The 12,959-nt window shown below is 63.2% G+C and carries 13 protein-coding genes; 4 read left to right on the forward strand and 9 right to left on the reverse strand.

All coding sequences use genetic code 11. The annotated features are described in order from the left end of the window. Window positions 1–2,123 (reverse strand): AsmA family protein (locus tag AC27KI_RS12275; protein WP_487114038.1); only part of this gene is annotated, 2,123 nt, incomplete at its 3' end. 756 nt (window positions 2,124–2,879) lie between these two features. Next, the gene (locus AC27KI_RS12280) at window positions 2,880–3,851 is read right to left on the reverse strand and encodes a GlxA family transcriptional regulator (protein WP_487089495.1); all 972 of its coding nucleotides are present in this window, start codon (window positions 3,849–3,851) and stop codon (window positions 2,880–2,882) included. Between the two features lie 156 nt (window positions 3,852–4,007). Here AC27KI_RS12280 and AC27KI_RS12285 point away from each other — a divergent pair, with 156 nt between their 5' ends. Beyond that, a complete protein-coding gene (locus tag AC27KI_RS12285) occupies window positions 4,008–4,913 on the forward strand; it encodes an MBL fold metallo-hydrolase (protein ID WP_487089496.1) in 906 nt (301 codons plus the stop codon). 57 nt (window positions 4,914–4,970) lie between these two features. Further along, window positions 4,971–5,516, forward strand: coding sequence for a cysteine hydrolase family protein (locus tag AC27KI_RS12290; RefSeq protein ID WP_487114024.1), 546 nt, complete (start codon window positions 4,971–4,973; stop codon window positions 5,514–5,516). Between the two features lie 309 nt (window positions 5,517–5,825). Here the strand turns inward: AC27KI_RS12290 and AC27KI_RS12295 are convergent, their stop codons facing one another. Next, window positions 5,826–6,686 (reverse strand): SDR family oxidoreductase, encoded by an 861-nt coding sequence (locus tag AC27KI_RS12295; RefSeq protein ID WP_487089498.1) that lies wholly within the window; start codon window positions 6,684–6,686, stop codon window positions 5,826–5,828. An 80-nt stretch (window positions 6,687–6,766) separates the two neighbouring features. Here AC27KI_RS12295 and AC27KI_RS12300 point away from each other — a divergent pair, with 80 nt between their 5' ends. Next, window positions 6,767–7,177: a winged helix-turn-helix transcriptional regulator gene (locus tag AC27KI_RS12300; RefSeq protein ID WP_487089499.1), complete on the forward strand. Its 411-nt coding sequence runs from the start codon at window positions 6,767–6,769 to the stop codon at window positions 7,175–7,177. Between the two features lie 53 nt (window positions 7,178–7,230). Here the strand turns inward: AC27KI_RS12300 and AC27KI_RS12305 are convergent, their stop codons facing one another. Continuing rightward, on the reverse strand, window positions 7,231–8,217 hold the full coding sequence (locus AC27KI_RS12305; RefSeq protein ID WP_487089500.1) for a DMT family transporter: 987 nt from the start codon (window positions 8,215–8,217) through the stop codon (window positions 7,231–7,233). A 9-nt stretch (window positions 8,218–8,226) separates the two neighbouring features. Here AC27KI_RS12305 and AC27KI_RS12310 point away from each other — a divergent pair, with 9 nt between their 5' ends. Further along, window positions 8,227–9,132 (forward strand): LysR family transcriptional regulator, encoded by a 906-nt coding sequence (locus tag AC27KI_RS12310; protein WP_487114026.1) that lies wholly within the window; start codon window positions 8,227–8,229, stop codon window positions 9,130–9,132. Window positions 9,133–9,204: 72 nt separating this feature from the next. Here the strand turns inward: AC27KI_RS12310 and AC27KI_RS12315 are convergent, their stop codons facing one another. From AC27KI_RS12315 to AC27KI_RS12335, 5 genes are all read right to left on the reverse strand, one after another. Beyond that, the gene (locus tag AC27KI_RS12315; protein ID WP_487114028.1) at window positions 9,205–9,873 is read right to left on the reverse strand and encodes a c-type cytochrome; all 669 of its coding nucleotides are present in this window, start codon (window positions 9,871–9,873) and stop codon (window positions 9,205–9,207) included. 16 nt (window positions 9,874–9,889) lie between these two features. Further along, on the reverse strand, window positions 9,890–11,113 hold the full coding sequence (locus AC27KI_RS12320; RefSeq protein WP_487114030.1) for a hypothetical protein: 1,224 nt from the start codon (window positions 11,111–11,113) through the stop codon (window positions 9,890–9,892). A gap of 4 nt (window positions 11,114–11,117) precedes the next feature. Further along, window positions 11,118–12,524, reverse strand: a complete 1,407-nt coding sequence (locus AC27KI_RS12325) for a cytochrome ubiquinol oxidase subunit I (protein ID WP_487114032.1) — start codon at window positions 12,522–12,524, stop codon at window positions 11,118–11,120. Window positions 12,525–12,554: 30 nt separating this feature from the next. Next, window positions 12,555–12,740 (reverse strand): hypothetical protein, encoded by a 186-nt coding sequence (locus tag AC27KI_RS12330; RefSeq protein ID WP_487114034.1) that lies wholly within the window; start codon window positions 12,738–12,740, stop codon window positions 12,555–12,557. Continuing rightward, a partial coding sequence (locus tag AC27KI_RS12335) for a hypothetical protein (protein ID WP_487114036.1) occupies window positions 12,737–12,959 on the reverse strand: 223 nt, incomplete at its 5' end. The genes AC27KI_RS12330 and AC27KI_RS12335, both read right to left, overlap by 4 nt.

A 12,959-nucleotide genomic window follows, 5' to 3' on the forward strand; every position in this document is an offset into this window, starting at 1 on the left:
GGCGCAACCACGGCGGCCGCCACGGCGGCGCCCGCGCGCAGCAGCAGCGGGCCGGCTTCCAGACCCACCTTGGGATCGGCGAACGGGCCCTTCACGTACAGCGGCGTGCGCAGCGAGAAGAACTTCCACTGCAGCGATTCGGGCTTGATGCGCAGGTCGAGGTGCTCGCGGCCCAGGTCGGCCGTGCCGGTGGCTTCCACCGTGGCCTCGTTGGTGCTCAGCTTCACCGAGCGGGTCTGCGCGATGCCGTCTTTCACCGCGAAGTCGGCCACGGCGCAGCGCAGCTGCACTTCCTTGTCGTCGCCGAAGAGCTTGGCCACCACCACGCTCCCCACGTTGAGCGCGGCCAGGTCCAGCATCTGCTTGCTGAAACGGCCATCGCGGATGTACAGGCGGGTTTCGCCGCTGGCGCTGCCCAGCATGCTGGCCACCGACTGGCCACTGCCGTTCAGGGCCACGGCACCATCGAGCCGGCCGAAGCTCTTTTCCATCAGTTCGACCTTGGGAAACAGGCCCGACAGCCGCAGCCCTTCCACGCTGCCGCGCAACTGGGCCTTGAGCGGCTTCGTGCGGCTGTCCAGCACCACGGTGGAATCGATCTTGCCCTGCGCCACACCGAACTGCAGGGGCGAGAGGGTGAGCAGGGCGTTGTCCAGCACCGCATGCACGCGCAGGTTTTCGATCGGCAGGCTCTCGTCGCGCACGATCTGCTGGCCACTGAAGGTCAGGTCCAGGTCCATCGCGTTCCAGCGGTCGGTGGCGAATGCCACGTCGGGCAGCACCTTGCCGGGGCGCTTGGAGGTGCCTTTTTCCGCCTTGCCTTCGCCCGTCGGTGCGCCCAGCACGGGCCCCAGGTCGGCCAGACGCAGCTTCTTGGAGGTCATCGTGCCCTTGAGGCGGGGGCGGGGCTTGGCCGACGTGTAAGTCAGACTGCCATGCAGATCGCTGTCGCCCACGGTGCCGTCGAAATCGCGGTACTCCCACACCGCGTTGTCCGGCTCCAGGCTGCCCACCAGCCGGCCGCGCGTGCGAAACGGCGGCGTGTTCGGCAGCACCAGGCCGGTCAGGTCATACAGGTCGGCCATGCTCTCGGCCTTGAGCATCACCTTCAGGTCCATGCCCGACAGCGCGGCCGGGTTGGACAGGATGCCTTCCACCTCGGCTTCCACCGTGCCGGCCTTCGCCTTGAACCGCAGCGGGTAATCCACGACCTTTTCGCGAAGGTCCATGACGTGCCCGCCTTCGCCCCGGCCCTGGATGCGGGCCTTGGCGTAGCGGCCCCGCACCTCGAAGCGCACGCCGTACGGGCTGGGCGCCTGCCCGGCGGGTGTGTCGATGGTCCCGAGCTTGGCGGTGAAAGCCAGGTCTTTCACGGCATCGGCATAGGCCAGCTGGCCATCGCGCACCACGAGCCGTCCCACGCTCACGCTCCAGGGATTGGGCTTCGCCGGCCCGCCGTCCTTGGCGGGGCGGTCGAAGGTCCAGTTGTTGCTGCCGTCGGCCTTGCGGGCCAGCGCCACGTCAGGCACGGTGAGTACCAGCGTGTCGATGGCCACATGGCGCGACAGCAGCGGCAGGAGCCGAAGCGAAGCACTGACGCTGCCCAGGGTGGCCATGGGCTGGCCGGACGTGGGCACCGAGGCCGTGCTGTCCGGCGCGGCCGGCACGGAAGCTGCCGATGCAGCCGACACCGCAGGCGTGGCCGATGCGGCGGCCTTCTCGGCACGCGCCTGCACGGTGGCGGTGGATGCATCGTCCGTCTGCACATCCAGGGCGCCGAAGTGCCCGAAGTCCGCCCGGTTGTCCATCACCAGCCGGTCCGCCTGCACCGTGACGCCCGGCACCCAGCGGCGCCAGCCGGTCTCCACGGGCTGCGGCCACTGCCAGTGGGCCCTCAGATCGCCCTCGATGGCAAAGCGGCGGCCGGTGGCCTCGCTGACCTGCTGGTTGATCCAGGGCTTGGCCCGATTCCAGTCGAACCACGCCACGAAGGCCAGCAACAGCAGCAGCACAACGAGCAGCCCCGCCACTGCGGCAAGCGGCAGCCGCGACCGCCGCCTCCGGGAGGGCGTGGGCGATGCAGGGGCGGGCGCAGTGGAGGAAGGCGAAGTCTCAGGGGGCATGGTCATGGGCGTTTTCTTGGGGCCATGCTAGCCCGCGCCTGCGGCTTCCCCCCGCTGCCCTGCCGCTTTGCCGCCGTTGTCCTACAGGGGAGACCATGCTGTTGCACGGGGCGGAATGACGTGCATCAAAGACTGTCGAACGGACCCGGTGGCATTGAGCGATGCGCTGCCGCGCCAAGCGGTTTCGGTCGGCAGGGCTCGGAAGAAATCCAGCAGCTGCTGCAGGAGCGGCTGCGGCGCGCGGCGTACTTGAAATCGGCCCGAACGTCAGCTTCGGACCTGTCGACCCGGCTGCCGCCCCTCGAGGAGCATCCCAGCGGCTCCACTGCCGATGCGAAAAAGCCCCCGCAAGACGACTCGTCAGCGAAATCCGTTCCGGCCAGGCCATAGAAAAAGGGGCTGAAAAGCCCCTTTTGCAGCGACCCAGAGACGCATCGGCATCTGTGGATCAGGCATCGATTGGAGCGGGTGAAGGGAACATCAACCGCGACCTAACTTTCTGATTTAGAAAGAACTTCTCGCTTTCAACAAACCGAGAAGGCCTTGATTCTGGACTCACTTGGCGGCAGTAGTCAACGATGCACGCGCCGCGTTCCAGTACGCGTTGGCTGTCTGGCCCTACGACTTTGAGGTGACAGCCCATTCGGCGGGGCTCTCACGGACCCTGGCATTGGCGGTCGCTTACCTTCGTGACAGCGACCGAACATTGTTCACATTCAGGGGTGCGATAGGGCCGGATGCGGTGTTGAGCCAAACCTAAGTTTGGCCCAAAGTCCCTTCGCGGAAAGCACGCCGGTACGCCATCGGGGACGTGCGGACTTGGCTGGCAAAGTGCTGACGCAGCGACAGCGCCGTGCCAAACCCCAGTTCGGTGGCCAACTGCTCGATCGGCATGTCGCTGGTCTCCAGCAATTGCTGCGCTCTGCAGATCCGTTCGGCAATCAGCCACTTGTTCACGGTGGTTCCGGTGGCCTCTCGAAAGCGCCGAGTGAAGGTTCGGCGGCTCATCTTCGCTATGTCGGCCAGTTTGTCCAGGGACAACGGCTCACGGAGATGCTCCCGCGCCCACTCAAGCACGCCCGGCAATCGGTTCTCGCTGGGCAACTCGGCTACCGGTTGTTGGATGTACTGGGCCTGACCGCCTTGACGGTGTGGAGGGGTCACCAGCAGCCGCGCCACCCGATTGGCGACACCGGCCCCATGACGCTGCCGCACAATGTTGAGACAACAATCGATAGCCGCCACCGTGCCAGCCGACGTGATGACATTGCCGTCGTCGACGTAGAGCACGTCTGGATGAAAGTCGGCCTGGGGAATGCGCGCGGCGAATAGCTCCCGACAGGCCCAGTGGGTGGTTGCGCGCCGCCCGTTGAGCAGGCCCGCATCGCCCAGCACGAACGCTCCCAGGCACAAGCCCACAACCTGAGCGCCGCGATCATGAGCTTGCCGCAGTGCGGCTGTAAGCGCGGCCGGGGCAACCCGCTCCGGGTGCTTCCAGGCTGGGACAACCACGATGTCCGCCTCCGCCATGGCATCCAGTCCATTCGGCACGTCGATCTCCACGCCCTGGTCGCACCGCACGCGGCCGGGGCTGGGAGCGCAGTAGCGCACCGCGTACGGAGGCAAACCGCTGGCCGCTGGCTCCACGCCGAACACCATGCCTGGCACTGACAGATGGAACAGGCTCACCCCATCGAAGGCCAGTACAGCGACACGAATTGGTTGCACAGAACCTCCAGATTGGGGCCGAAAGGAAAAATGGCCCGATCTTATCGAAGATGCCCACTAAGGCCAATGGCGTGAGGGTTCACATTTCAGGAAACTTCACTCACTGCACAACCACGCCGTTGTTCCGGTTGCATCTTTCCCAAGCACGGAGTTCCCATGAAATCCATGAACGTACCCCTTCTATTGCGCTGCACTGCCGCGATCAGTTGCGTCGTCACGGTCGCAGCCTGTGGCACGCTCGAATTCCCCCCGAACGCTTCGACTGCCACTGCGACGGTGAAGACCGTCAAGTTCCAGCAAGTTCGCAACGCCACCATCAAGCTGCAGTACGCGGGCACCACGTTCCTGATCGATCCGATGCTGGCCAAGAAGGGCCGCTATCCCGGTTTCGAGGGCACCTACAACAGTAGGTTGCGCAACCCGCTGGTCGAGCTGCCCATGCCCGTGGCCGAGGTGATCAAGGCGGATGCCATCATCGTGACCCATACCCATCTGGACCACTGGGATGAGGCGGCCAAAGAAAGCCTGCCCAAGAACCTGCCGCTGTTCGCGCAGAACGAAGCCGACGCCGCCAGCATCCGCACAGATGGCTTCACGGACGTCCGCGTGCTGGGCCCTGACACAACGTTCAACGGCACCCGCTTGAGCGCCACCGCCGGCCAGCACGGCAGCGACGAGGCCATGGCTGTCGCCGGCAAAGTCCTGGGACAGGTGATCGGCGTGGTCTTCCAGCACCCAGGCTACAAGACGGTGTACGTGGCGGGTGACACGGTCTGGAATGACTCGGTAGAAGCGTCAATCAAGCAGCACCAGCCGGACGTGATCATTCTCAATACCGGTTATGCGCGCATCCAGGGGCTGGACGGCTCCATCATCATGGGCAAGGGAGATTTGTACCGGGCCTACCAGGCTGCGCCCAAGGCCTCTGTGATCGGCAGCCACATGGAGGCGGTCAACCATGGCATGCAGACGCGCAAGGACCTGCACGACTACATCAAGGAAAAAGGCATGAACCCGGCGCGCGTCCTCGTGCCTGAGGATGGCGAGTCCTACGCCTTCTGATCTCACCAGCGAACACGGTCAGCACCTATCCAATCCCTGAAAGAAAGAGGCAATCCCATGAGCAAACGCGCAATCATCGTTGTTGATCTGCAAAACGAATACTTGTCCACCGGAAAACTGCCGCTGGTCGGCCTCGAACCCGCCCTGGACAACGCCGCCCGGATCATCGCGGAGGCACGCGCCAAAGGCGATGTTCTGATCCATGTTCGGCATGAGATGACCCAGCCCGGCGCGCCGGTCTTTGTGCCGGGAAGCGACGCCGTGCAGATCATCCCCGCCGTGGTGCCTGCGGAAGGTGAAAAGGTTCTCGTCAAGAACTATCCCAATTCCTTCCGTGACACCCAGCTCAAGCAAGTGCTGGACGAGCAGGGCGTCAAGGATTTGGTGGTGATCGGTGCAATGAGCCACATGTGTGTGGAAGCAACCACCCGCGCCGCCGCCGACTTTGGCTACGCCGTTACCGTGGTGCATGATGCTTGCGCGACGATGGATCTAGCGTTCGGTGCTGTTAAGGTGCCCGCAGCGCAGGTGCATGCCACAGCGATGGCTGCATTGTCGTTTGCCTATGCATCGCTGGCCAGTACCGACGAGTACCTAGCTTGATCCTTCCGCTGAAGTAGCGGGCGGATGATCTCCCACCCGGTCGCCGATCTCGCTACCGGTCGGGCGCCCATCCGCTTTGCAAAATCCATCTAAAGCTGCTTGGCTGACGAGTGAATGACTGGGCGATGAAGTTCTGGAGGGCAGCGGTGAATGAAAGGTCTTTTGCGTTTCGGAACGCTGCAGGCTGTGCCCACTGCATCTTGCCGCTCATGGCTGCTTTCATACAGACAACTGAGTGTTGTAGCCAGCGCTTCATCGCCATCAACCGTTTGGTGCCGTGTTAAGCCACCAACTCGCGTGGCGCAACCATCACACCGCCATTTCGGCCAGCCACTGGCCTACTGTGCGAGGCGTGAGACCTAGTCGCTGCTGGGCACTCGTTGCCGGAGCGATAGCATTCACAGATGCTAGGCCATGCGCCTGGTACCCGGCGACAACACCGGAAGCCGGACCGGCGCCAATCATCGGCGCGATCATTTCGCCAAATGCTTCGGGTGTCAGGCTGTCGAAAGAGACCGGGCGATCCAGAAACTTGGCAAAACTCCCAGCGAGTTCTTCACCGGTGATGGCCGGTGACTGGCCAACGCCAACCAAGCCGGTGACGGAATGATCCGTCAACAGTCGATCGACCACTTCGGCGACATCCAGGTGTGAGCACCATGAGACCGCATAGTCCGCTCGCAGCGGATATCGCAAGACGCCTTCCGACTTTGCCGGGGCCAACACCATGGGATTCAGCAGGTTTTCCAGGAACAAGCGGGGCGCCACGACTGCGAGCGATACGCCCGTTTGTTCCGTCTCCCGAATCAGGGTTGAGATGGCACTCTCAGAAGGGTTCTGCAGTGGCGAGGCGGGTTCATCCACCACCCAGCCGCTGGTGGAGATCACCACGCGCTTGGGTTTGGCGATCCCGATGGCACGAGCGATATTGCGGGCGTAATTGAGGCGGTCCGCTTCCGCCGTGACGGGCAGGTGCACGAACACCCCTTCCGCACCACGGTAAGCGGCTGCCAGCGAGTCCACCGATGCATTGTCGATAGCGACGGTCGGCATGTCTTGCGCTGCCTGGGCATTGCGAACGGCGGCGACGGCAGGCTTGCCAGCCTTGACCAGGCGGGCCAAAAGCGGGCCGCCTTGGGCGCCCGTGGCGCCGTGGATTACGAATGTCATCAACTTCCTCTATGGTTCAAAAAACAGAGTGTTGATGGTGTAGGCTGAAGATCGGTTACGTCAAATGCACTATTGAAGCAATGAAACAAGCCAAGACGCCTTGCTGCGGGGTTGCAAGATTTTTGACACTTCTTGACGGTCCATGGGCCACCTTGATCGTGCGCGAACTGCTGCATGGACCGCTGCGATTCACAGAGTTGCGTGCCGCTTTGCCGGGCATCAGCGCTCACACGCTGACGCACCGCTTGAAGGGCTTTGAGCAGCATGGCTTGGTTACGCGAACTGCCTATGCAGAAACGCCACCGCGAGTGGTTTACGAGTTGACGCCCATTGGGCAGGGGCTGCGTGAGGTGCTGGAAGTCATGGGGAGGTGGGGTGAGGCGGTGCCCGACGCCGTGATTGAAGGCGCGCTTGACGACAGTAAGGCCGACGCTTCGGCAACGCTCGCGGGACTCGCCTGTCCAATGGGGTTGGCAATCGATGCATCCTAATTGCCGTTGAGACGGTATGGCACAGTGCGCCATACCGTCTCACCGAATCTGAACTAACTTCGCGCGAGGTTCATTGCGGCCATTCCGCTGACTGCCAGAGCGCCGCCGAGCAGGAGGGATGTATCCACCTGTTCACCCAGCCAAAGCGCTGCAATCAACACGCCAAAGATGGGCACCAGACAGAGGTAGGCGGACGCCGCGCCCGCGCCCAGTGCTTGCACGCCTTCGAAGTACCAGGCGTAAGCAAGCACAGTGGCACCGACAGCCAGAAAGGCAAGTGCAGACCAGACTTGCGCGTTCGGTTTCAGCGGGGCGGCCAGAGCGCCTGGCCCCTCCAGCACAGCTGACGTTGTCAGCAGCAAGACGAAGCCGAAGGCGGCAGTCGCGGTGGCCGTGGTGAGTGGATCAACCCCCGCTAGCAGGCGTCGTCCCATCAAGGTGTAGGCGACCCAGGTTGCGGCACAGCCCAGCAGGAGCAACTCCCCAAGCCCGACGCCTCCCGCGACGAGCAGCCACGGCTGACCGCGGGTGATGACGACGGCTGCTCCAAGAGTGGCCAATGCCATGCCTGCGGCGATCCTGCCATCCAGACGTTCGCCGAACCACCAGGCGGCGATCAGCGTGGTGAGAACCGGGTTGATCGTCACGACAATGGCTGCGCGCCCGGCAGGCACGTGCGCGAGGCCCAACATGAAGAACACCGCGTAGCCAAACACGCCGACGGCGCCGGCTGCGGCAAGGCCGAGCCATTGGCGAGTCGACAGCCTGCGTACCCGCGTGGTGCCGCCTTTGGCGTGCAGCCAGCCGAGCAGCAGCAACAAGGCGATGCCGAAGCGCCAACTGGCTGCGGCCAGTGGCGGCAGTTCCTGCGCCAGAACACGACCCGAGGGCCACGACGCGCCCCACAGCGCCGCCATGCCGATGAGTTTCAAATGAACGAGCCCAATGGATGAGGCTGTGGGGGAGACGGCTGCAGATGACGACTTCATGCCATTACTATCTGCTTTGCCAAACTCATCGGCAAATGAGTAAATACTCATGGATCAGACATGACTTTCACCCAACTTGAGGTTTTTGCAGCGCTAGCTCGGGCTGGAAGTTTTTCGCGGGCGGCGGCGCTGATCGGCATTACGCAAAGTGCAGTCAGCCATGCAGTAAAAGGGCTAGAGAGCGAACTCGGCGTGACGCTCGTTCAGCGCGAAGGCATGCAATCGACGTTGTCGGAGGTTGGGTCTCGTCTGCTGATGCGCGCCAATGACATCCTGCAGCAGCGCGAGGCCTTGCTGCAAGAGGCCATGACGGCGCGCGGAGTTGCACGGGGCACTCTGCGGATTGCGTCTTTTGGTTCGACCTCCTCGCTTCACTTGCTGCCGTCGCTCTTGGCCGCCTACCAGCGCGTGCAGCCGGAGGTCGAAGTGCAGATCGAAGAACAGGACGACGCCGCGGTGGTTCGATGCTTACTGGAGCAGCGCGCAGAAATAGGCTTTGTCACCCTGCCTGACGATCGCTTCGAGACCCTGGCGCTGGCCGAGGACGAGTTCGTGGTTGTGCTTCCCGAGCAGCACAGGTTGGCGAGGCGACGTCATGTGCAGTTATGCGACCTCAATGGTGAGGCTTTCATTCGAACGGGAGCAGGTAGCGGGGCGCTTATTGATCGGCTTCTTGAGGGCGCGCACGCTTCTCCGCGCAAGCTTTATCGCTTCGAGCAGTTGAGCTCTATCCTGGGTTTCGTCGCGCAGGGCCATGCTGTGGCAATCGCGGCTCGATTGGCGCTCCCCAACGTCGCTCCTGGTGTCGTTTATCGCAGTCTCGAGCCGCGCCAGCGGCGCATGACCGGCCTTGCGGTCCGAAACATGAAGCGCTTGTCGCCCGCCGCCACCGCATTCGTGGATGTGGCGCGTCGATTCACCATTCGACAAACACTCAACATCACTCCCAAACCTCAGGCGTTTTGAAGTGATGCAGCGCGCTCAACTCTTCGGCCTACCGCGGCGCGTCCTCGGACTGGATACGCGAAGCCCGCATCTCTATCGACTCTTTGCAGCCATGTAGTCGACGACCTTCTTCAGATCATCGTCGGAGCAATCTGAGCAACTGCCTCGTGCCGGCATGGCATTAACCCCCTTGATCGCATGTTCCAGAAGTTTGTCGCCACCTCGCGAAATGCGTGAAGCCCACGCCGACTTGTCACCGATCTTGGGCGCACCGGCAGCGCCGCTGGAGTGGCATGCCGCGCAGCTTGCGGTGTAGATCGCCTCGGCCGAACGCGGCACTGCATCAGCAGCCGGCGCTTCGGCCACAACGACCTTTCCCACCGGTTTGATCCGATCGTTGAGGTCAATGATGGATGCCAGCGTCTCGCCACGAGCATTCTTCACCGCCAGATGGAAGTAGGCGGCGATGTTCACCATGTCCGCATCGGTGAGTGGCTTGACCATCGCCACCATCGTCGGATCTTGTCGCTGGCCATTGCGGTAGCTCTGCATGGCCTTGATCAAGTAGGCGCGGTCCTGCCCGGCCAGGTGTGGCGTCCCCGAGATCTTGGAGACGCCGCTCACGCCGTGGCAGGCGAAGCACACCTGCGCGCGCTTCTGGCCGGCCGCGACGTCAGGGATCTGAGCGATGGCGGTCGTTGCGCCCGCACAGGCGATCAGGAAGGCCAGCACCCTGAATGTCCATTGTTGAATCAGCTTCATCTTGAGTCTCCTGAATTCAAAGGGTGAAGGCATTGCGCATCCAGATCGCAATGCCATAGGCGAAGAAAACGGTGATCCAGACGCCGAGCACCGTTACGGCGGCGGTTCCCATGCGGGCCACCGTCTTGTCTGCGGTGTAGAGCCCCTGGACCTTGCCGGCGCGGTAGATGGTCATGAGGAAGAAGCCACCGACCAGTCCACCCACGCCCACAAAGGTCGAGAAGAACAGCACCATCGAGGGCCAGTCCGCGTGCACCGTGTAGTCGTTGATGTCGTAGCCGAAGGGCAGCATGTAACGGATGCGGATCAGCTCGCGCCAGACGGCCAGGACCCCCAGCACGCCCAGCCCAGCCAGCAAAGGCAGATAGCCATGCAAGCGCAGCCCATGCCGACGCATGAGCCAGGCGAAGGCCAGCAAGGACGCGGCCAGCAGCCAGCCGACCGGGTGTCGGGTCAACCCGGTCGCGCTCGGATGGACGAACTGCCAGACGAGCAGCAACACGAAAGAGACCATGAGGCCGACGACGGCGACGCGGTGCCCGATGGCTCGGGCGAAATCGAGATAGGCGGGCGTGCGGTCTGCCCGATCTCGGAAGTAATCCGCGTAGGCCAGCAGATACAGCCCCACCGCCGGCACAGACAGGCTGATGATGAAAAGGTAGCGCGGCCACTGGATAGCGTGCAGCTTGGCGCCACGCGTGTCCAGCACGCCGCCTGGCGCATACCAGCTCATCCATTGGTCTGGCAGCAGCGATTGATACGCCAGCACGTGCATGATCAGCCCGTCGAGCAGGAACAGCGCCAGGCCGATCAGCGCGAACACGCCCAGGCGCTTCTTCGCTCCTTCATGGTTGCTGTAGTAGAAAACGAACCACGAGCAGTAGCCGATGATCAGCGTGAAGATGAACGCGATCAGCCAACGCGCCGACAGCACGCTCGCCGTGTACCACTGGGGGTCGTAGATCACCTGCGTGAACAGCAAAGGCGCCACGCCCAGCACGATCAGCAGCGACACGCCGACCTTGGCGGCTTTGGTCATCGCCATCGACAACTGTTCCCAGTGCGTGCCGGGAGCGCGTCTGTAGAAGGCATAGATCGCCAATGCGGCCGTGCCCAGCGTCATGTGCACGAAGGCGATGTGGAAGATCCAGGTGATGATCATCAACACCTGGAACACGACCGGGTGGGAGGGAATGCCCGCTGGGTCGCGCATGGCATGTAGAACGGTTCCGACGTCCATGGGCTTACTCCTGGTTCACGCCGGACCGGGCCGGCGGGGTGGATGGGGGTGCATTGCCGGCTCGGCGCGCGTTGGTGTCAGCCAGGAAGGCGGCAATGGCCTCGACCTCCTCAGCGGGAAGGTCGATTCGCGGCATGTAGGGGATAGCGCCGTGTTTGAGCGCACCGTTGAGGAAGGCCGCGACCATCTCCTTGTCGGTCGAGCCATGGAACTTGTCGGGAAGGTTGCGAAGCGGCGCACCCGGCTCCAATGCATGGCAGTTGGCGCAGGAAATCTTGGACAGGATGCGGCCCACTTCCAACTGGTTCTCCGGTGTGATCGTGCGCAGCCGGTCTGGGATGAAGGGGTGCAGCTTGAGCAATCCCTTCTCCGCAATCACGTCCACCTCGCCCTTGATGCCCTTGCCAGGCACGTCGCGCGAGATCACCTGGTTGCCGTAGATGTACTGGCCCGCCACATAGGGCTTGCGCATGCTCTCGCGCATGCGTTCCTCCGGCCAGACGCCGACAACGCCGATGAACAGGAACAGCGGCACCGCGACCCATGTGGTGACCCACAGAGGCCGCCACCAGGCAAAGACCAGGTAGATCGCTGTCACCGCCACCACGGCGATCATTCCCCAGGCATAGCGCGGCAGCAGGTGCGTGTCCAGCATCACGAGCGCGTTGTGCGGCAGCGTCTGCAGGTAGTAGAAGAACATGATCACGGCGACTGCGCCACCGATCAGGCCCATCGGCGTGATCGTGCGTACCACGCTCTTGCGCAGCGCCTCGGGCTTGTCCTTCATGCCGGCCACCACCATCAGGCCAACCACGGCGGCCATCACCAGCATCGAACCCGTGCGCACACCCAGGTGGGCGAAGAAGTTGATGTTGTAGAAGGCGTCGTTGGTCGAACCGGTCTGGTACCAGGCGTCGTTGCCCGGCCACATCATGAAAGAGATGATCCCGACGATGAGCAGCATCGTGGCCCATGACGCCAGCGCGAAGGCCCAGGTGAGCTTCAGGTGGGTGAGCCGGTCCACCTTGCCGATCAGGTAGACCAGCGCATAGACGCCAATCACCTCGACAGTGAAGTAGACCCACTCGGCCGCCCAGACCCAGACAAAACTGTGGATCAACCCAGCCGTGCCGCGTGGGCTGGCAATGGTGATCGCGTACCAGATGCCGACGCCGGTGACGGAGCCGACGATGTACGAGAACACCAGCAGGAACTTGCCGTAGCGCTGGATGAAGTCCATCAGCTCCGGCTTGTTCTCACGGTAGGCCTTGGTCTCCAAGAGTGCGAACAGGAACGAGGCGCCAACGGAGGTGTGTGAGGCCACGACGTGGATCACGCCGATGATGCCCATGACCCAGGCCGAACCGATCCAGGGCATGTAGAAGGTGGGATAGAACCCGATGAGGTCCATGAATTTCTCCTTTCTTGCGGCGGCTGGAGTTCAGGTGTGCTGAACCGGCTCGCAGCACAGCGGCGAGGAGGATGGAGCGCCGGCCTTGCTCGCGCCGGGTGGCGTGGGCGCGCTGCCCTGTGTGAAGCCGAGGGCCCAGCTGAGCCACAGTGCTGCGGCCAAACCGGACAGCTTCAGGCCGCGGCGTGCACCACGTACGGAGCACCAGCGGTTCATGGCGTGGCCTCCGCCTGCAACTGGGCGGCAGGGGTGTGCACGGCGTGTGGCAACACCAGTTGCGTAGGGACGGAACGCACGACGACAGGCACGTCGCTACGGACCATTTGTTGGCTGGACCACAAGATCCAGGCGAGCAGGGCGATGGCGGCACCGATGTTCAGATGCGTCATCGCGCGCATCACCGGTTCGATGAAGGGCATGGGGAATCTCCAGACT

The organism is Acidovorax sp. KPB24-03 (genome assembly GCF_057546605.1).

Bases quoted from the DNA above. Each gene is read 5' to 3' on its own strand.
- AC27KI_RS12315 (WP_487114028.1), bottom strand. From the start codon at position 9,873: ATGAAGCTGATTCAACAATGGACATTCAGGGTGCTGGCCTTCCTGATC.
- AC27KI_RS12325 (WP_487114032.1), bottom strand. From the start codon at position 12,524: ATGGACCTCATCGGGTTCTATCCCACCTTCTACATGCCCTGGATCGGT.
- AC27KI_RS12295 (WP_487089498.1), bottom strand. From the start codon at position 6,686: ATGACATTCGTAATCCACGGCGCCACGGGCGCCCAAGGCGGCCCGCTT.
- AC27KI_RS12300 (WP_487089499.1), top strand. From the start codon at position 6,767: ATGAAACAAGCCAAGACGCCTTGCTGCGGGGTTGCAAGATTTTTGACA.
- AC27KI_RS12310 (WP_487114026.1), top strand. From the start codon at position 8,227: ATGACTTTCACCCAACTTGAGGTTTTTGCAGCGCTAGCTCGGGCTGGA.
- AC27KI_RS12320 (WP_487114030.1), bottom strand. From the start codon at position 11,113: ATGGACGTCGGAACCGTTCTACATGCCATGCGCGACCCAGCGGGCATT.
- AC27KI_RS12330 (WP_487114034.1), bottom strand. From the start codon at position 12,740: ATGAACCGCTGGTGCTCCGTACGTGGTGCACGCCGCGGCCTGAAGCTG.
- AC27KI_RS12305 (WP_487089500.1), bottom strand. From the start codon at position 8,217: ATGAGTATTTACTCATTTGCCGATGAGTTTGGCAAAGCAGATAGTAAT.
- AC27KI_RS12285 (WP_487089496.1), top strand. From the start codon at position 4,008: ATGAAATCCATGAACGTACCCCTTCTATTGCGCTGCACTGCCGCGATC.
- AC27KI_RS12290 (WP_487114024.1), top strand. From the start codon at position 4,971: ATGAGCAAACGCGCAATCATCGTTGTTGATCTGCAAAACGAATACTTG.